We start from the raw sequence: 18,233 nt of genomic DNA, 5'->3' as shown, positions 1-18,233 counted from the left end.
GGTAATGACTGGCACCACCCCCTCTGCAGCTGCCCCGTCCCACCCTGCCGGCGCCCATGCAGCCGACGCCGGTCCGCACTGGGCCGCCCCCTTCGCCGCCCGGCCGGTCGATGCCACTGTCACGGTTCCCGGATCCAAGTCCCTGACCAACCGGTACCTCGTGCTCGCCGCCCTCGCGGACGGACCTTCCCGGCTGCGGGCTCCCCTGCACTCCCGGGATTCCGCGCTGATGATTGAGGCCCTGCGGCAGTTGGGGGCCACCGTCACGGAAGTGCCCGGCGACGGCGCCTTCGGCCCCGACCTGGAAATCGTCCCGATCAGCATGGACACCGCGGCGGCTGACACGGAGATCGACTGCGGCCTGGCCGGCACGGTCATGCGCTTTGTCCCGCCGGTGGCCGCGCTGCGCCGCGGTGAGTCCCGTTTCGACGGCGACCCGCACGCCCGCAAACGCCCCATGGGCACCATTATCGAGGCCCTCGCCGGCCTGGGTGTGGCAGTCACCGCACCTGACGGCGGTCCGGCGTCGTCGTTGCCGTTCACGGTGCACGGCTCGGGCGAGGTGCGCGGCGGCCACCTGGTCATCGATGCCAGCGCTTCGTCCCAGTTCGTCTCCGCCCTGCTGCTGGCCGGGGCGCGCTTCACCGAGGGACTCCACCTGGAGCACGTCGGCAAGCCCGTGCCGAGCCTGGACCACATCAACATGACCGTGGCCGTGCTGCGCGGCGCGGGCGTGGCGGTCGACGACTCGGTGCCGAACCACTGGGTTGTCTCCCCCGGCCCGATCCGCGCCTTCGACGTCCGGATCGAGCAGGACCTCTCGAACGCCGGACCCTTCCTCGCGGCGGCCCTGGCCACCGGCGGCACCGTGCGGATCCCGAACTGGCCTGCAGAAACCACCCAGGTGGGTGATCTATGGCGCGGAATCCTGACCGCTATGGGCGCCACGGTGACGGTTGACGGCGGCACCCTGACCGTCAGCGGGGGCCCGGAGATCAAGGGCGGCGACTTCGACGAAACCAGCGAACTCGCCCCCACCGTTGCCGCGCTGTGCGCCCTCGCCACCGGCCCCTCACGGCTGGGCGGCATCGCCCACCTCCGCGGCCATGAAACGGACCGGCTCGCCGCCCTCGTCGCCGAAATCAACCGCCTCGGCGGCGACGCCGAAGAAACCCCCGACGGCCTCATCATCCGCCCGGCCGCGCTGCACGGCGGCGTCGTGCACAGCTACGCGGACCACCGCATGGCAACCGCCGGCGCCATCCTCGGCCTTGCCGTAGCCGGCGTGGAAGTCGAGGACATCGCAACCACGGCCAAGACCATGCCCGATTTCCCGCAACTCTGGGAAGCGATGCTGGCCCAGGGACCCGCCGCAGATGAGGACACCGCCGGTGGCACGCAGCACTGATTCCTGGGACGAGTCCGACGTCCGGATCCGGCCGAACAAGAAGGGCACACGGCCCCGCACCAAGGACCGGCCCAGCTACGATGACGCCGTCACCGGACGCATCATCACCGTTGACCGCGGCCGCTACACCGCCGTCGTCGGCGAGGGGACCGCGGACGAACGCAAGATCATCGCGGCCCGGGCCCGGGAACTGCGCCGCAACCCGGTGGTTGCCGGCGACTTCGTCTCCCTGGTCGGGGATGTCACCGGCGAGCCCGACACCCTGGCGCGGCTGGTCAAGATCCAGGACCGCAAGACGCTGCTGCGCCGCAGCGCCGACGACACGGACCCGATCGAACGTGCCGTCGTGGCCAACGCCGACCAGCTGGTGGTGGTGGTCGCCGCCGCCAACCCCGAGCCGCGGACCGGTTTCATCGACCGCGCGCTGGTGGCCGCGTACGACGCCGGCATTGAGCCGCTGCTGCTCGTCACCAAGGCCGATGTCAAGGATCCCGCCGAGCTGCTGTCCAACTACCAGCACCTCGACTTCCCCGTCATCATCTCCAAGACCGCCGACTCCGCCGCTTCCGGCATCGACGCCCGCTCCGACGACGGGCTTTCCGCCCGGCTCGACAAGGACGCGGTATCCCAGCTGCGCGACTACCTCGACGGCAAGGTCACCGTGATGCTGGGCCATTCCGGCGTCGGCAAGTCCACCATGGTCAACGCCCTGACCGGGGCGGAGCGGGCCACGGGAGGCGTGAACGCGGTAACCGGCCGCGGCCGCCACACGTCCTCCTCGGCACTGGCGCTCAAAGTCAACGATGCCCCGGCCGGCAGCTGGATCATCGACACCCCCGGCATCCGGTCCTTCGGCCTGGCCCACGTGGACCCGGACCGGATCCTGCGTTCCTTCCCGGATCTGGAACCGGGCACCGATGATTGCGAACGCGGCTGCAAGCATGACTCCACCGCCGTCAACTGCGGCGTCGACAAGTGGGTTGCGGCCGGGCACGCGGGGCCCTCGGGACCGGCCAGGCTCGCGTCCCTGCGCCGGCTGCTGGGCACGGACCCGCGGATGGAAGCGCAGGAAACCAAGGAACTGGGCACCGTCTCCTAGCCGGACCGGCAACGGGGCGGCGGCGCCGTGCCGCGGCTTCCCGCCCGGCAGCCCGGTTTGACGGTAGTTTGGAACCATGAGCCAACCCGCTTCGAGCTACAACGATGACCTGCGCCTTGCCCATGTACTGGCAGATTCGGTCGATTCCCAGACCATGAGCCGCTTCAAGGCACTCGACCTTCGGATCGAGACGAAGCCCGACCTCACACCCGTCACCGATGCCGACAAGTCCGCGGAAGAGGCCATCCGCGGCCAGCTCTCCCGGTCACGTCCGCGTGACGCGGTCCTGGGCGAAGAATTCGGCAGCTCGGGCCATGGTTCCCGCCGGTGGATCATCGACCCGATCGACGGCACGAAGAACTTTGTCCGCGGCGTCCCGGTCTGGGCCACCCTGATCGCCCTCGTCGATGAGGGCGAGCCGGTGGTCGGCGTCGTCAGCGCGCCGGCACTGGGCAAGCGCTGGTGGGCCGCCAAGGGTGCGGGCGCCTACACGGGCCGCTCGCTCGCCGCCGCCACACGGTTGAAGGTATCCAACGTCTCCAATCTCGAGGACGCCTCGCTGTCCTACTCCAGCCTTGGCGGCTGGAAGGAACGCGGGAACCTGGATGAGTTCCTGGGCCTGACCGAGGAAGTGTGGCGGACCCGCGCGTACGGTGACTTCTGGTCGTACTGCCTCGTGGCCGAGGGCGCCGTGGACATCGCCTGCGAACCCGAGCTGAACCTCTATGACATGGCCGCCCTGGTGCCGATCGTGACCGAGGCCGGCGGCCGCTTCACCTCGCTCGAAGGCGAGGACGGCCCCTTCGGCGGCAACGCCCTGGCCACCAATTCGATCCTGCACTCGGAAGTGCTCAAGCGGCTCAACCCCGGACTCGACGACCTCTTTCAGGCCCACCCGAACAACTGATCCGCGCCCGTAATAATCCGCTTCACAATCGGCGGCTGCCTTTTCCCGGGCTGCGCCGATGTCCTACGCTCGATGCAGGTCACGAGTGCCAGCGCTAAACCCCGGTTTGCTGGCCGGCAACCCTCCAGTCGCGGTGGGGTGCCCCGGGTGACGACCTGGCCGGTCCGGAACGGACCCGGCAAGCGCGGATTCCCACGGTGTGGGGTCCTGTTCGAGTGAGGTCCCATGACAACTGCCATTTTCCCCGCCGCCACTGAATTCCAAGCACGGCTTGCCCTCGCGGCCCGCCCGCTGGCAGCCGTCACCGGGGCCGAAATCCAGGCCCCGCTGATCACCGGCGGCCACGCGCGCTACGCCAACCTCGACTACGGCGCCTCCGCACCGGCCCTGTCCGTGGTCTCGGCCTACCTGAACGAAATCCTGCCGTACTACGCAAGCGTGCACCGCGGCGCCGGCTACGCATCACAGATCAGCACCTCCGTCTACGAGAACGCCCGGGACATCGTGCGGGACTTCGTGGGCGGCCGGCCCGGCGATTCCGTGATCTTCACGCGCAACACCACCGATTCCCTGAACCTGCTGGCCGGCTGCCTGCCGCTGCGCGACGGGCGGCCCGCGGGCGAGGTCCTCTACCTCGACATCGAACACCACGCCAACCTCCTGCCCTGGCAGAATGTCCCGCACCGCAGCGTCGTGGCCGCCGCCACCCTCGCGGCCACCGTGGACCGGCTGCGCGACGAACTCGCCCGCGGCGGCGTCGGCCTGCTGGCCGTCACCGGCGCCTCCAACGTCACCGGGGAGATCCTCCCGATCCGGACCCTGGCCGCACTGGCGCACGAATACGGCGCCAGGATCGTTGTCGACGCCGCCCAGCTCGCCCCGCACCGGCGGATCAATATCGCCGCGGACGACGTCGATTACCTCGCCTTCTCGGGACACAAGCTGTACGCCCCGTTCGGCGCCGGCGTGCTGGTGGGGCGGACGGACTGGCTCGACGCCGGCACCCCGCACCTGGCCGGCGGCGGCGCGGTTCGCGATGCCCGGCTCGACTCCGTCAGCTGGACCACGGGACCTGCCCGGCACGAGGGCGGCTCGCCGAACGTCCTCGGCGCGGCGGCCCTCGCCCGTGCCACCCAGGTCATTGCGGCCCTGGACCCGGAGCAGTGGCAGGCCCACGAGGACGCCATCCGGTCCTTCCTCGTCGAGGGCCTCCAGGGCATCGAGGGAGTAACCGTGCACCGGATCTTTGCCGATTCGGCTTCCGATTCTTCCTTCGCTTCTTCCACTGGAGGCGATCAGCCGGACACCGGCACGATCGGCGTCGTGAACTTTTCCGTGGAAGGCTACGACGCCGGACTGGTGGCCGCCTACCTGTCGGCCGAACACGGCATTGGCCTGCGCGACGGCCGCTTCTGCGCCCACCCGCTGCTCAAGCGGCTCGGCCTGCCCGCCGGCTCCCTGCGGGCCAGCTTCGGCCTCGGCTCACGGCTGGAGGACGCCGAACGCCTGCTGGCCGGCCTGCAGCAGCTGCGGCAGAACGGACTCGGCTGGGATTACGTGGTGGACGCGGGCCGCTGGGTGCCGGCCAACGATACCCGCAGCTATCCCCACTGGGCGCCGAACACCCCGGGCACCGCCGGCGCTGCGCCCTGCACCCTCGACTAGGCAGGATCGGGGCCCGGCGCGGGTGCGGTAAATTCGAAAGGTATCTGAAACCAGCAGGACCTTCCCGAAGGAGATCGCACGTGGCAAGCGCCGGCCCCAGGCTGCACAGCGGAGCTAGGCTCCACAGCGGACCGAAGCTGCACAGCGAGCGGCGCCAGGAACTCGGACAAAGCTTCCAGGACGGCGGGGAGCACTACGAGCGCGTCCGCCCCGGCTATCCGCAGGAGTCAGCCGACTGGCTGGTCCCGGCGGGAGCCAGGGACGCCGCGGACATTGGCGCTGGCACCGGGAAGTTCACCTCCCTTTTGGCAGTACGCGGACTGGCCACGGTGGCCGTGGACCCCTCTGCCGACATGCTTGAGCAGTTGCGCCGGACCCTGCCGGACGTCACCGCCATCGAGGGCAGCGCCGAGGACACCGGTCTCGAGCCGGAGTCCTTTGACCTGGTCACGGTCGCCCAGGCGTGGCACTGGTGCGACCCCGGCCTGGCCAGCACCGAGATTGCCCGGATCCTGCGGCCGCACGGCGTGCTGGGCCTGATCTGGAACCAGCTGGACACCAGCGTGCCCTGGGTGCACCGGCTCTCCCGGATCATGCATGCAGGGGACGTCCACAAGCCAAACTTCCGTCCGGCCGTGGGCCCCGAGTTCACCGGACTGGAGAGCCACCTGACGCGCTGGGAGGATTCCGTCACGGCGGAGGACATCCAGGAGTTGGCCAAGTCCCGCAGCTACTATCTCGCGGCATCGGACTCCACCCGGGCCAAGGTCACCGCCAACCTCCTCTGGTACCTGAACGAGCACCTGGGACATATGCCTGGCGAGGTGCTCCGGCTGCCCTACCTGACCCAGACGTGGCGGGCCTTCCGGGGCTGATGCACGCTCACCCCGGTTTCCCCCGGATTGCACGCAGCGCCCGCCGGGCTTATTGTTTCGGTATGCCTAATAAATTCTTATAGGCACACGAAACTTTGACACCGGCTGTTTTCCGGCCGGCGCCGATCATCGCGTCAACGCCGACGCGCCAATCACAGGAGCTGGCAGTGCTGGAGCTAACGGGACACGGGCAACCGGCGCAGGACGCCCCCACTTACAAACACCCGGGGGCCCGGAGGGCGCTGATCGGCCTGTTGGGACCGGCCTTCGTGGCGTCGATCGCCTACGTGGACCCCGGAAACGTGGCCGCCAACCTGACCGCCGGAGCGCAGTACGGCTATCTGCTGGTGTGGGTCCTCGTGGCCGCCAACGTCATGGCCGTGCTCGTCCAGTACCAGTCCGCCAAGCTCGGGATCGTCACGGGCAAGAGCCTTCCGGAGATCCTTGGTGAACGGCTCAAGCCGTTCTGGCGCCGCGCCTTCTGGGTGCAGGCCGAAGTTGTCGCCGCCGCCACCGATCTCGCGGAGGTGGTGGGCGGCGCAATTGCCCTGTACCTGCTTTTCGGCCTGCCCCTCCCCCTTGGCGCCGTGATTGTCGGCGCCGTGTCGATGCTCCTGCTCGCGGTCCAGGCCCGGCAGAAACAGCGGCCGTTCGAATTCATCATCATGTTCCTGCTCGGCATCATCACAGTCGGCTTCCTGGCCGGGCTGTTCATCAGCCCGCCCGATCCGGGGGCCGCCCTGGCCGGGCTCATGCCCGGTTTCCAGGGCCCGGACACCGTCCTGTTGGCCGCCAGCATGCTCGGGGCCACCGTCATGCCGCACGCCATCTACGTCCACTCGGCCCTGTCCCGGGACCGGCACCGGCCGGACGAACACCTGCATGTTCCCCCGGCGGCCATCGCGCGCCTGGTCCGGGCCACCCGGTTCGACGTCGTGGCCGCCCTCGCGATCGCCGGACTGGTCAACATCGGCATGCTGCTCCTGGCCGCCTCCACCCTCGGCGGCGAAGAAGGCACGGACACGATCGAGGGCGCGCACGCCGCCATCACCGCCAATCTCGGCCCGATCGTCGGCGTGATCTTCGCGGTCGGGCTGCTCGCCTCCGGCCTGGCATCGACCTCGGTGGGCTGCTATGCCGGCGGCACCATCATGCAGGGCCTGCTCAAGATCCGGATCCCCGTCATGGCCCGGCGCGTCGTGACCCTCATCCCCGCCGTCGTGCTGCTGGCGGTGGGCTTCGACCCCACCTGGGCGCTCGTCCTGAGCCAGGTGGTCCTCAGCTTCGGGATTCCCTTTGTCCTGGTCCCGCTGGTGGTGCTGACCAGCAACAAAGCCCTGATGGGCCGGTTCGCCGACGGCCCGGCCCTCCGAGTCGCCGCCATCATCAGCGTGGTGCTCGTCGTGGCTCTCAACCTGGTGCTGCTGTGGCTCACTTTCTCCGGAAGCAGCTGACGGTAGGCTTAGGTCTGTGAAGACCAGTACGCCCTCCTCCTCGATCGAGGACTACGTCAAGGTCATCTATTCGTTCACCGAGTGGCAGCGCAAGCCCATCACCTCCACGCAGCTGGCGCAGCGCCTGGGCGTCGCCAACTCCTCGGTTTCGGAAATGGTCCGCAAGCTCAAGGACCAGGGTCTCGTGGACCACAAGCCCTACAGCGCCGTCACGCTCACCAGCGATGGCGTCCGGCTCGCCCTGTCCATGGTCCGGCGGCACCGGCTGATCGAGACTTTCCTCGTCCGCGAGCTGGGGTACCGCTGGGATGAGGTCCATGACGAAGCCGAACTCCTGGAGCATGCCGTCTCGGACACCTTTATTGAACGCATGGCGGCCAAGCTGGGGAACCCCACCCGGGACCCGCACGGCGATCCCATTCCGGCAGCCGACGGCTCGGTGCTGATGCCCGCCGCCCACCGCCTGAGCGAACTCGACGACGGCCACACCGGCCGGATCACCCGGATCAGCGACGAGAACCCGGAGCTCCTGCGCTATCTCGCCGCAGAGGACATCGACCTCGACGCCGAAGTGGAGGTGGTGGGCCGGCGTCCCTTCGGTGGCCCCATGGTAGTGCGGATAGGCTCCGCCGCGGCACCGCGCGAATTCGATTTCGCCGACGAGATAGCCTCGGCCCTCTGGGTCCACAGCGATGCCGGGCACGCCGGCTGCAGCGTCACGGAGAGCTGAGTGAAGGGTGCGCTGGACGAGCGCCGGGCCGTGCCGCGCCCCGGCGTGCCGGGGTGGAAGGCCTGGTCCGCCGTCGCCGTCGGCGGGCTGATCGGAACCGAGCTGCGTTTCGGCGCCGGCCTGATTTTTCCCGAAAGCGCCGGTGCGGTGCCGTGGACCACGTTGGCGATCAATGTCTCCGGGAGTTTCGTTCTGGCCACCCTGACCACCCTCTGGATCGCGCGGCCGCAGACGGCTTTCTGGCTGCGGGCCGGCATCGGCCCCGGCCTCCTGGGTTCCTTCACCACCTTTTCGGCGCTGGTGATCGCCATTGACCAGCAGATCCGCGGCGGCTTCCATGCCACGTGGCTGGCCTACCTCGGGCTCTCGCTGGTCCTGGGCCTCGGGGCGGCGGCGGCCGGCTGGAAAACCGGCAAGGCGATTGCAGACCTCCGCGGAGGCGCCCAATGATGACCGCGCTCGTGGTCGGGGCGTGCGGGGTGGCGGGAGCACTCCTGCGGTTCGCCGTCGACTCCTGGTTTGCGCACCATCAGGGCTCCCGACCGCACTGGCCCTGGGCGACGTTCACGGTCAACGTCGCCGGATCCTTCATCATCGGTTGGTCTGTCGGCCTGACCGGCCACCTGGAGCTGGGCACCGACTGGCACGCCGCGATCGCAACCGGTCTCGCCGGCGGCCTGACCACCTTCAGCTCATGGACCACCGCGACGGTCCGCCTGGTCAGCGAAGAGCGGTACCGGGCGGCGGCGCTCAACATCGGCGCGAACCTTCTCGTGGGGCTCGCCGCCGCCGCGCTTGGGCTTGCCCTCGCGGGCTGAAAACCTTAGCCCGCCGCCGGTGTGTCGAGGGTAACACCGGGGCGCCCTGGTGGCTTCGGGCCGCCGTCGTTCCCGTATCGTTGAAGGATGGTTACCCGACGTGAAGCAGCCCAGACCCTCGACATTCCCCTGGAAATGGCGCACCGTCACGGCATCCCGCCCCGGCTGTCCGAGGCCGAGCTGGGCGAGCTGCTGGACAACCCGCCGGCGTGGCTGGTCCAGTCCAAGGCAAACCGCACCGGCAAGCGGCCCGTCTGGGTCCAGCTCACCTGTGCCGTCTGCGGATTCTCCGAAGCGGCCCGGCCCAAAAAATGGTGGCCAGAGTTCACTTACGTCTGCTGCGCGCACCACGAGGCACGCGAGATCCCGGTGCTCGGGCCCGGGCTCGTGCGCAGTGTGTACGACGGCGTCGGCAGCCGTTTCGCAGGGATCGTGGACGCCGCCGTTCCCGAGGCGTAGCTTAAAAGACGGGGCTACCCCTGGCCCCTGCCGTGAGGGAGAGCACCATGCCTGACAAGACGCCGCACCAGAGCGTGTCGAAGAAGTCGGTTAAAACCATCAAGGAAAAACGGGCAGAGAAAAAGGCGAAACACATCGTTGATGCCCACACCGACCCAGTGGCACACATCAAGAAGCGCTGAAAAATCGAGAGGCCGGAAGCCGTTGCTTCCGGCCTCTTGTCGTGTTGCCCTGACACGTCCCGGCGGGCTGGTGGCTCACCCGAAATGGATGATGTGACAATCTCACGTTGGCGGTTGAGTGGTCTTGGGATCCGACCGAGAGGTCCTATTCCGGGGCATGTCCGCGACGCAGTTCCAACCGTTGAGCGGCGCGGGGCCCATCGGAATCATTCGACGCGGGTGGTGACGGCCCGGCGGGGACCGCCCACACTAAGACCAGTGCGCCAGACAGCGTGCTCGACACAGACCGGAGGAATACCAGTGACAACCACACCGGAGACTGAGGCCCACGGGCCGGTCGACTTCGTACTCCTGGAGTTCCCCGTATCGGGACTGACGGGACGGGCGAGTGAGGAACTCGTTAAGCTCGTCGAGCAGGGCGTGATCCGCCTCTTCGATCTCCTCGTCGTCATGAAGAATGACGACGGATCTGTCGAGGTGCTCGAACTCACCGACCCAGGCGGTCCCGCGGCGGGGTTCTCCTACTTCGAGGGGGCCCGGACCGGGCTTTTGGGCGACGATGACATCGCCGAGGCCTCGGCCGCGCTGCTCCCCGGGACGGTGGCCGCGCTGATCGTCTACGAGAACACCTGGGCGGCACCGTTCGTGGCGGCCGTTCGGGACAGCGGGGGCGAACTCATCGCGAGCACGCGGATCCCTGCTCCGGACGTGATGGAAGCACTTGATGCACTTGACGCCGCCGCACCTCCGGTTGCCGACGCCTGAGACCTGACGCAGAACAAGAGATGTGAGAGGAAGAGAATTATGGGACTTCTTAGGGGTGTGGCACGGACGGCAGTCGTTGCCGGAACGGCTAGTGCAGTCAGCGGCCGGGTCCAGCGCCGCCAGGCCAACAAGTTTGCCGAGAAGGACGCCGCGACCGCGGCCAAGCAGCAGGAGGCCTACGATTCGCAGATGGCCCAGCAGGAACCACCGCCGCAGGCCTACCAGCAGCCGGTCTACCAGCAGCCACCACCCCCTCCCCCGGCTGCCGGCGGCATCTCAAACGAAGCCCTCGAACAGCTCAAGCAGCTCGGGGCGTTGAAGGATCAAGGGATTCTCACGGAACAAGAGTTTGGCGTCCAGAAGGCGAAGATCCTCGGCATGTAGTGCCAAACAACTGGAAGGAGGAGGGAAGTGTCGGAAGACGCTTCCCTCCTCTTTGGCCTTAAGCACAAAACTCCCCGCCGACAGAAGCCGGCGGGGAGTTTCGTGAACCCAATACGGGGTGGAGCGCCGTTGCCGGGCCCCTATGTGGAGATGGGGGGAATTGAACCCCCGTCCGATGTCGTGTTGTCAGGGCTTCTCCGGGCGCAGTTTGCGTCGGATTTTCTCGGCCCCAGCCATGCTGCAAACAGCTGGCTGATCCGGGCCCAGTCATCTAAGAGTCCCGTTTACCCCGATGACGGAGGTAAACAGCAGTGGCTATCTAAATGACGCCAGGATCCGGGGCAATAGCAACCTCGGGCTGACGGACTGTCTTACTGCTTAGGCAGCGAGAGCGAAGTCAGTGCGTTTTGATTCGGCACTTATTGGTTTGCAGACAGCGTTTACGAGATAATTCTGCATCCTCGGCCCGCTTCACCTGTCGCGACTAACATCGTCGAAACCGATCATCCCCGTATTTTTTTATCAAACCCGGACCGGATACTTTCGGATCCTTCCCGGACTACCAATCATAACGCACCGCCTCCGGGAAACATTCCCGGGGACCGTGACAGCCTGCGGCGCGCTAGCGGCGGTTGCGTTCGCGCATGACGCGCTGGGCCTCGCGCTTGTCCTGCTGTTCGCGCAGCGTCTGGCGCTTGTCGTATTCCTTCTTGCCGCGGGCGACGCCGATTTCGACCTTCGCGCGGCCGTCCACGAAGTACAGCTGCAGCGGCACGATCGTGAAGCCCGACTCGCGGATTTTGTGCGAGATCTTCGTGAGCTCTTCGCGGTGCAGCAGCAGCTTGCGGCGGCGGCGTGCGGCGTGGTTCGTCCAGCTCCCCTGGTGATACTCGGGGATGTGGATGCCCTCCATCCACAGCTCGTCGTTGTAGAACGTGCAGAAGCCGTCCACCATCGAGGCATGGCCCTCGCGCAGGGACTTTACTTCCGTGCCCATCAGCGCGATGCCGGCCTCATAGGTGTCAAGGACGTGATAGTCGTGCCGGGCCTTGCGGTTGGTGGCCACTACCTTACGGCCACTTTCTTTGGGCACGGTAGGACTCCTCGGTTTGTTGGTGGTTCACTCCGGCCAGGTGGTGCGGAGTCTTTCCAGTTTACGGCAGTGCGACCGCCTCAGCGGATGGCCCGGGCCGGACCGCCCGGGCCGGACTACAGCAGGTTCATCGGGTCCACGGCCCGGCCGTTGAGCCAGGTCTCGAAGTGCGAGTGGCAGCCGGTGGAGTTGCCGGTGGTGCCTGAATAGGCGATCAGCTGTCCCTGGTTGACGTGCTGGCCGACCGAGACCGCCACGGAAGTGTTGTGGTAGTAAATCGTGGTCAGCGAGTTGCCCTGGACCACCCCGTGGGAGATCTTCACGTTGTTGCCGCCGCCGTCGTTGGCCCAGCCGGCCGAGAAGACGGTGCCGGCAGCCGCGGCGTAGACGGGCGTGCCGCAGGCGGCACCGAAATCGATGCCGGTGTGCATGTAGCCGCCCTGGCCGTAGAAGTCGATGGTGCCCGGCGGCGTCGCCCGCCAGCCGAACCCGGAGGTGATCGGAATATTGCCGGGGAACGGGTGCTGCAGCCCGAAGGCCGACGGCGAGCCCTGGGCCGGCGGGACATACGGCTGGACCGCCTGTCCCTGCGCCCGGGCCGCGGCCGCCGCGGCCTCGGCAATGCGCCGCTGCTCGGCCAGCCAGGCCTCACGCAGCTTCCGGTCGCGTTCGGCGATCTCGGCGGCGACGGCGTCCTGCTGGGCCTTGACCTGGGCGAGCTGGTTCTGGATGCCGGGCTTGGCGGCCTGGAGTTGGGCGTCGAGCCGGGTGGTGTCGGCGATCAGCTTGTCCACGGCGGCCTTCTTGGCTGCGGCCTCGTCCCGGGCGGTCTTTTCCCGGGCCAGTGCGGCGTCGGCTTTGGCCTTGAGGTCGGTGATTTCAGCCTCGACGGCGGCCAGCCGGGCCTGCGCGTTGACGTTGGTGGCGCTCTGCTGGGTGAGCTTGTCCATCGCGGAGTTCTGGCTGCGCAGGGCCTGGTCCGCGAGGTCGATGGTGTCCGTCAGGCTGCTGCCCTGGTTCGAGCCGAAGAACAGGGACAGATTGGACGGGACGCCGCCGGACTTGTAGGCCTGCGTGGCGATCTGCCCGATCAGTTTCCGGGTGTCCGCGATCTTCTGTTTGTCGGCTTCCAGTTGCTGCGTGATTTTTGCCTTGTTCTGCTGCGCCAGGTCCACGCGGGCCGCGAGGGCCTGCACTTCCTGGACCGCTCCGGCCACCCGGCCCTGGGCGTCCGTGAGCGCCTGCTGGGCGCCGGGGAGCTGGCCCTGGTACAGGACCAGGTCTGCCGCAGCCTGGGCGATCTTGCCGTCCACGAATTCGAGGGAGTGCTGGACCCGGGCCGCCTCCTCGCGCAGCGCGGCCTGCTGGTCCTCAAGGTCGTCGGCGAATGCCGCCGGACTCGAGGCCCCCATGGTCCCGGCCAGGACCAGCGCCAGGGTGGCGCTGATCATCCGGCTGCGGCGCCCCACCAGGCGGAGCCGGAGGGATTGCCGGAGGGGGCGGCGGGCCATCGGTGTCATAAGCATTCCCTTTTCGTTGCGCAAAGCTAGACCCGCAAGTACCGGCGGAGGGTCAGCAGGGAGGAAATTCCGGCCAGGACAACGCCCAGGCCAATCAGGGCAGGTACCAGGATCAGGGTCTGCCCGGGCGAGATAAACGCGGTGTCCGGATACTGCTTGGACAGGACGCCTTCGAGGAAGAAGCGGGCCACGGCCCACAGGGTGCCGGACGCCAGGGCGGCACCGATCACCGCGGCGATCACGCCTTCGAGGATGAACGGGAGCTGGATGACCATCTTGGACGCGCCCACCAGGCGCATGATGCCTGTTTCCCGGCGGCGGCTGAACGCGGAGAGCCGGATGGTGGTTGCGATCAGCAGGATGGCGCAGATGATCATGACGCCGGCAATGCTCACGGCCACCAGGGACGCGGCGTTCATGGCCGAGAACAGCCGCTCCAGCAGCTGCCGCTGGTCGATCACGGTCTCCACCCCGGCCTGGGAGGAGAAGGTCTCGCTGATGATTTCGTACTTCTCCGGGTCCTTCATGTTGATCCGGAAGGACGCCGGCAGCTGGTCCGGGGTCACGGAGTCAACGATCGGGGAATTGGAGAACTGTTCCTTGAAGTGCTTGTAGGCGTCGTCCTTGGACTCGTACTGGAAGTCGTTGACGTACTGCGCCACCGCGGGCGATTTCAGCAGCGTGCGCAGGTTGTCCTCCTGCTCCGGCGTCGCCGGACCGGTGGCGCAGCCGGGCGCCGTCGAACCGTCACTGCAGAGGAAGATGGCCACCTGGACTTTGTCGTACCAGTAGCCCTTCATCTGGTTGATCTGCAGCTGCAGCATGCCGGCGGCGCCGACGAAGGTCAGCGACACGAAGGTCACCAGGATCACGGAGATCACCATGGACAGGTTGCGGCGCAGGCCGCTGCCGATCTCGCCCAGGACAAATGCAAGCCTCACGCCTGGCCCTCCCCTGCGGTGCGGAACTCGGCGCGGGCTTCGGCACGCGAGCCGGCCCGGGGCGGGATAACTTGCGGCTGTTCGTCCCGTCCGCTGGCGTCGCGCAGGCGGCGCGACTGGCCCACGACGGGAATCATGGAGGTGTAGAGGGCCTTGGCCTCGTCGCGGATCACAACCCCGTTCTTCAGTTCCACCACCCGTTTGCGCATTTCGTTGACGATGTCGTCGTCGTGCGTGGCCATCACCACGGTGGTGCCGTTCTGGTTGATCTTGTCCAGCACGCCCATGATGCCCATCGAGGTGGTGGGGTCCAGGTTTCCGGTCGGCTCGTCGGCCAGCAGGATGCCGGGGCGGTTCACGACGGCGCGGGCGATCGCCACGCGCTGCTGCTCGCCGCCGGAGAGTTCGTGCGGGAGACGGTTTTCTTTGCCTTCCAGCCCGACGGTCTTCAGGACCTCGGGGACGGTGTCGCGGATGACGCTGCGGCTCTTGCCGATGACCTGCATGGCGAAGGCGACGTTGGCGAAGACGGTCTTCTGCGGCAGCAGGCGGAAGTCCTGGAAGACGACGCCGATTCCGCGGCGCAGGCGCGGCACGCGCCAGCTGGAGATGTTCGCGACGTTCTGGCCGGCCACGTAGACGGCGCCGGAGGAGGCGCGGTCCTCTTTGAGGACCAGGCGCAGGAAGGTCGATTTGCCGGAGCCGGAGGCGCCGACGAGGAAGGCGAATTCGCCACGGTCGATCTCAAGGTTGATCGAATCCAGCGCCGGCCGCGCCTTCTGGTCATAGACCTTGGTGACATTTTCGAAACGGATCATGGCCCTTAGTACCCTGCAGGACATGGCCGCGAGGGCCCGGTTCTGCTGCCGGCGCAAGGGCTTTCGTTTGGGGGAAGTAGAGCTCCGGCCCCTCGACTATACGCACGGGTAACGGCGGAACCGCCGGAACGGCGGGGCGTGTCGCGCGATTGTCAGGGACCTCCCAGTGGAGGCGCCCGGCCCGGCGCCGGGCCTACTTCTCGGCGTTGCGGTTGTCCGTCCGCCAGCGGATGCCGGCGTCGATGAAGTCGTCGATTTCGCCGTCGAACACGGCCGAGGTGTTGCCGACCTCGTGCTCGGTGCGGAGGTCCTTGACCATCTGGTACGGGTTCAGGACGTAGGAGCGCATCTGGTCGCCCCATGAGGCTTTGACGTCGCCGGCGAACGCCTTCTTCTCGGCGTCCTCCTGTTCCTTCTTCAGCAGCAGGAGCCGGGACTGCAGCACGCGCAGGGCGGCGGCGCGGTTCTGCAGCTGCGATTTTTCATTCTGCATCGACACCACGGTGCCGGTGGGGATGTGGGTCAGGCGCACCGCGGAGTCGGTGGTGTYGACCGACTGGCCGCCGGGGCCGGAGGAACGGAAGACGTCCACGCGGATCTCGTTGTCCGGGATGTCGATCGAGTCCGTCTGCTCGATCAGCGGGATCACTTCCACGGCCGCGAATGAGGTCTGGCGGCGGCCCTGGTTGTCGAACGGGCTGATCCGGACCAGGCGGTGGGTGCCGGCCTCGACGCTGAGGGTGCCGAAGGCGTACGGCGCCTTGACCTCGAACGTGGCGGACTTCAGCCCGGCTTCTTCGGCATAGGAGGTATCCATGATGGTGGTCGGGTAGCCATGGCGTTCGGCCCAGCGCAGGTACATGCGCAGCAGCATTTCGGCGAAGTCCGCCGCGTCCACGCCACCGGCGCCCGCGCGGATGGTCACCACGGCTTCGCGCTCGTCGAACTCGCCGGAGAGCAGGGTGACGACTTCAAGGTCGGCCAGCGCCTTGCGGACCGATTCGAGTTCCGCGGCGGCGTCGGCCATGGAGTCGGCGTCGTCCTCGTCCTGGCCGAGCTCCACGAGGACCTCGAGGTCGTCGATCCTGGCCACGAGCTTGTTGAGCCGCTCAAGCTCGGTCTGCTTGTGCGAGAGCTTCGAGGTGATGACCTGCGCCGCGGCGGGGTCGTCCCAAAGATTGGGTTCACCGGCCCGCTCGCTGAGCTCGGCGATGTCTTCCTTGAGCGCCTCGACGTTCGAGACGTTCTCGATGGACGTGTAGGTGGCCCGCAGTGCGCGGATTTCAGCGGGAAAATCAATGTTTGCCATGGTTTTTTAAGCCTACGCTATGTGTCCTAGCCGCCCGACCCTGCCGGTTTCCCTATCACTTCGGGTTGCCCGATAGATGGTTGCCCTGTCACTTTGGGTTGCCCGACGGCCTGGTTGGCAGCATCTACTGACAGGGCAACCGGAGTGGTGGGCCAGCAACTCAGCGGCTGAGGCGGGACCGCGCCGTGGACGTCGCCTCGATCCGGATGCCGTCCGGCACCAGGAAGTTCACCACCGGCGGGTGGACGGCTGCACTCAACACCACGACGGCGGTGGCGCCGTCCGGGCTGCCCGTCGAGGACGCCACGGCCAGGGCGCTGAAGCGGTCGAACGCGCCGTTGCGGCCCAGATAGTCGACGGCGGCGCTGCGAACCCTCGCCCCGCTGAGGACGGCGGACGGTGTGCCGCCGGAGTTGCCCAGCTGGCCGAGGGTGAAACTGTCCGCGGCCGCCACCGAGGCACCGTCCGCGGCGGAGAGCAGCTTCTTGTGTTCGAGGTAAACGCTGGAGGCCGCCATCACGACGGTGGCGACCAGCAGGGCAATCAACACGAAGCCGATGCTCAGCACCAGCACCTGCCCCTCCTGCCGGCGGGGCCCGGGCCGGCCCCTCACCGGAACCTGCCCACCAGCTGGGTTGCCGACGCGCTGAGCTGGCTCGCGTTCAGATGCAGTGCGTCGCTGAACGGCACAAACGGCAGGGGCACGGTGAGGCGGACGGTGACTGTCACCGCCGAGCCGGGAGCCAGGCAATCGGCAGGCTCGCAACGGGTGTCGACGGTGGCGTTTCCCGCCGGCTGGCCGTAATCGGCGAGCGCCAGCAGCACGGCTTGCTCTGCCGCTGCCCGGCCGCTTGCCGCGTCCGGCTGGGCCACGTAGACCTTGGCGGCCTGGTCGGCGGCGCCCACGACTGCGAACGAGCCGCCCTGGATCTGGCCCACGGTGATGATGAAGTACACCAGCGGCACCATCAGCAGTGCGGACAGGAAGACGAACTCGACCACGGCACTCCCCTGTTCCGGTGACGCGCCGTGCTCCGGCCATTCACCGCTGGATGGCCGCATGGCCCTTCACCTCCAAGAGCGCCCGGGGACCGATGAAGCCGATGACCGGCAGGGGTGCCCGGACGGTCACCTCGAGTGTGCGGATGCCCTGGAACGTCGATTCGCTTGTCCCCACGTCCCGCGCGAAATCCGCGTTGAGCGCCGCCGTGATCAGCTGGACAGTCCGTTCCTTGGCGTCCCCGTCGTTGCGGTCGGCCAACGTGCCGTATCTGGCGCCCGAGGCGGCGGCGTCGATCAGCGTATTCCGGACGTGAAGTACCAGGGTGAGCTGGACGATCGCGAGGAAGAGCAAGGTGAGCAACGCACCGATCAGCACGAAGTCCACCACTGCAGCGCCCCGTTCTACGCCCTTGCGGTTTTCCCCGCTATCGATCTGGCGCCCGGTCCCCCCGCCCTGGGCTGCCATTGCCTACTGTCCGACCTTGTCCATGGCCTGGTTGAAGAGTCCCTCAAGCGCAGGACCGGCGAGCGCGAGCAGGGCGGCCACGAGGACTGCCGACATGAGGGTGATCATGACCCAGCCGGGGACGTCCCCGCGCTGGGGATGGGCGGTTCCCACGTCAGCGTGCTCCCCCGCCCGCGCTTGCGACGGAGCAGACCACCAGGTCAACATGCTGAGCGCGCAGGCCGCCAATGCCGCCCGGGTTCCGAAGTTCTTCACCGTGTCCTCTTTCCTGGTTCTCTGGTTTTCTGTTTTCTGTTTTTCCGGAGTCCTGTTTTTGGATCTGATGGTTCGTGACGTGT

General features: G+C 67.6%; 22 protein-coding genes, 1 other RNA gene and 1 riboswitch. Of the genes, 13 read left to right on the top strand and 10 right to left on the bottom strand.

What is annotated here, in order from left to right; genetic code table 11:
• Nucleotides 1–4 precede the first annotated feature (4 nt).
• The 13 genes from aroA (at nt 5) to AC1D1A_RS00565 (ending at nt 10,746) form a co-directional block, all read left to right on the top strand.
• Complete coding sequence (gene aroA / locus AC1D1A_RS00625; RefSeq protein WP_476858857.1) at nt 5–1,408, top strand: 3-phosphoshikimate 1-carboxyvinyltransferase; 1,404 nt, start codon at nt 5–7, stop codon at nt 1,406–1,408.
• Nucleotides 1,392–2,507, top strand: a complete 1,116-nt coding sequence (gene rsgA / locus AC1D1A_RS00620) for a ribosome small subunit-dependent GTPase A (protein ID WP_079553032.1) — start codon at nt 1,392–1,394, stop codon at nt 2,505–2,507. Before aroA ends, rsgA begins: the two co-directional genes overlap by 17 nt.
• Nucleotides 2,508–2,583: 76 nt before the next feature.
• A complete protein-coding gene (hisN, locus tag AC1D1A_RS00615) occupies nt 2,584–3,414 on the top strand; it encodes a histidinol-phosphatase (protein ID WP_028277489.1) in 831 nt (276 codons plus the stop codon).
• A 77-nt stretch (nt 3,415–3,491) separates the two neighbouring features.
• Nucleotides 3,492–3,605: riboswitch (SAM riboswitch) on the top strand.
• A 34-nt stretch (nt 3,606–3,639) separates the two neighbouring features.
• Complete coding sequence (locus AC1D1A_RS00610; RefSeq protein WP_476946906.1) at nt 3,640–5,079, top strand: aminotransferase class V-fold PLP-dependent enzyme; 1,440 nt, start codon at nt 3,640–3,642, stop codon at nt 5,077–5,079.
• Nucleotides 5,080–5,159: 80 nt separating this feature from the next.
• Nucleotides 5,160–5,954, top strand: coding sequence for a class I SAM-dependent methyltransferase (locus AC1D1A_RS00605; RefSeq protein ID WP_476946905.1), 795 nt, complete (start codon nt 5,160–5,162; stop codon nt 5,952–5,954).
• Between the two features lie 167 nt (nt 5,955–6,121).
• Nucleotides 6,122–7,408: an Nramp family divalent metal transporter gene (locus tag AC1D1A_RS00600; RefSeq protein ID WP_476848814.1), complete on the top strand. Its 1,287-nt coding sequence runs from the start codon at nt 6,122–6,124 to the stop codon at nt 7,406–7,408.
• Nucleotides 7,409–7,424: 16 nt separating this feature from the next.
• Nucleotides 7,425–8,138: a metal-dependent transcriptional regulator gene (locus AC1D1A_RS00595; RefSeq protein ID WP_476946904.1), complete on the top strand. Its 714-nt coding sequence runs from the start codon at nt 7,425–7,427 to the stop codon at nt 8,136–8,138.
• On the top strand, nt 8,139–8,588 hold the full coding sequence (locus AC1D1A_RS00590; protein ID WP_476858860.1) for a fluoride efflux transporter FluC: 450 nt from the start codon (nt 8,139–8,141) through the stop codon (nt 8,586–8,588).
• Complete coding sequence (locus AC1D1A_RS00585) at nt 8,588–8,956, top strand: fluoride efflux transporter FluC (protein WP_223916176.1); 369 nt, start codon at nt 8,588–8,590, stop codon at nt 8,954–8,956. The genes AC1D1A_RS00590 and AC1D1A_RS00585 overlap by 1 nt, the downstream gene beginning before the upstream one ends.
• Before the next feature lie 87 nt (nt 8,957–9,043).
• On the top strand, nt 9,044–9,415 hold the full coding sequence (locus AC1D1A_RS00580; RefSeq protein ID WP_223916096.1) for a hypothetical protein: 372 nt from the start codon (nt 9,044–9,046) through the stop codon (nt 9,413–9,415).
• Nucleotides 9,416–9,462: 47 nt separating this feature from the next.
• Nucleotides 9,463–9,597: a hypothetical protein gene (locus AC1D1A_RS00575; protein ID WP_018775274.1), complete on the top strand. Its 135-nt coding sequence runs from the start codon at nt 9,463–9,465 to the stop codon at nt 9,595–9,597.
• Between the two features lie 300 nt (nt 9,598–9,897).
• On the top strand, nt 9,898–10,362 hold the full coding sequence (locus AC1D1A_RS00570; RefSeq protein WP_223916098.1) for a DUF6325 family protein: 465 nt from the start codon (nt 9,898–9,900) through the stop codon (nt 10,360–10,362).
• Between the two features lie 39 nt (nt 10,363–10,401).
• On the top strand, nt 10,402–10,746 hold the full coding sequence (locus AC1D1A_RS00565; RefSeq protein WP_230007703.1) for an SHOCT domain-containing protein: 345 nt from the start codon (nt 10,402–10,404) through the stop codon (nt 10,744–10,746).
• Between the two features lie 142 nt (nt 10,747–10,888).
• Here AC1D1A_RS00565 and ssrA read toward each other — a convergent pair.
• The 10 genes from ssrA to AC1D1A_RS00515 all read right to left on the bottom strand — a co-directional run bounded on the left by ssrA (nt 10,889) and on the right by AC1D1A_RS00515 (nt 18,102).
• Nucleotides 10,889–11,257, bottom strand: a transfer-messenger RNA (tmRNA) gene (ssrA, locus tag AC1D1A_RS00560).
• A 111-nt stretch (nt 11,258–11,368) separates the two neighbouring features.
• Complete coding sequence (gene smpB / locus AC1D1A_RS00555) at nt 11,369–11,839, bottom strand: SsrA-binding protein SmpB (RefSeq protein WP_026266743.1); 471 nt, start codon at nt 11,837–11,839, stop codon at nt 11,369–11,371.
• A 116-nt stretch (nt 11,840–11,955) separates the two neighbouring features.
• Complete coding sequence (locus AC1D1A_RS00550; protein ID WP_476931283.1) at nt 11,956–13,359, bottom strand: peptidoglycan DD-metalloendopeptidase family protein; 1,404 nt, start codon at nt 13,357–13,359, stop codon at nt 11,956–11,958.
• 26 nt (nt 13,360–13,385) lie between these two features.
• Nucleotides 13,386–14,300: a permease-like cell division protein FtsX gene (gene ftsX / locus AC1D1A_RS00545; RefSeq protein ID WP_028276034.1), complete on the bottom strand. Its 915-nt coding sequence runs from the start codon at nt 14,298–14,300 to the stop codon at nt 13,386–13,388.
• Nucleotides 14,297–15,118: a cell division ATP-binding protein FtsE gene (gene ftsE, locus AC1D1A_RS00540; protein WP_043435207.1), complete on the bottom strand. Its 822-nt coding sequence runs from the start codon at nt 15,116–15,118 to the stop codon at nt 14,297–14,299. Before ftsE ends, ftsX begins: the two co-directional genes overlap by 4 nt.
• Before the next feature lie 193 nt (nt 15,119–15,311).
• Nucleotides 15,312–16,427, bottom strand: coding sequence for a peptide chain release factor 2 (gene prfB, locus AC1D1A_RS00535; protein WP_476946903.1), 1,116 nt, complete (start codon nt 16,425–16,427; stop codon nt 15,312–15,314).
• A gap of 160 nt (nt 16,428–16,587) precedes the next feature.
• Nucleotides 16,588–17,001 (bottom strand): pilus assembly protein TadG-related protein, encoded by a 414-nt coding sequence (locus tag AC1D1A_RS00530; RefSeq protein WP_476946902.1) that lies wholly within the window; start codon nt 16,999–17,001, stop codon nt 16,588–16,590.
• Nucleotides 17,002–17,036: 35 nt separating this feature from the next.
• Nucleotides 17,037–17,489: a hypothetical protein gene (locus AC1D1A_RS00525; protein ID WP_230008411.1), complete on the bottom strand. Its 453-nt coding sequence runs from the start codon at nt 17,487–17,489 to the stop codon at nt 17,037–17,039.
• On the bottom strand, nt 17,470–17,895 hold the full coding sequence (locus AC1D1A_RS00520) for a TadE family protein (RefSeq protein ID WP_084475966.1): 426 nt from the start codon (nt 17,893–17,895) through the stop codon (nt 17,470–17,472). The genes AC1D1A_RS00525 and AC1D1A_RS00520 overlap by 20 nt, the downstream gene beginning before the upstream one ends.
• A gap of 3 nt (nt 17,896–17,898) precedes the next feature.
• The gene (locus AC1D1A_RS00515; RefSeq protein WP_476947063.1) at nt 17,899–18,102 is read right to left on the bottom strand and encodes a hypothetical protein; all 204 of its coding nucleotides are present in this window, start codon (nt 18,100–18,102) and stop codon (nt 17,899–17,901) included.
• Between the last annotated feature and the right edge of the window lie 131 nt (nt 18,103–18,233).

It is taken from the genome of Arthrobacter sp. P1_B9 (assembly GCF_056406495.1).
This window is presented reverse-complemented; position numbering and strand designations above follow the sequence as displayed.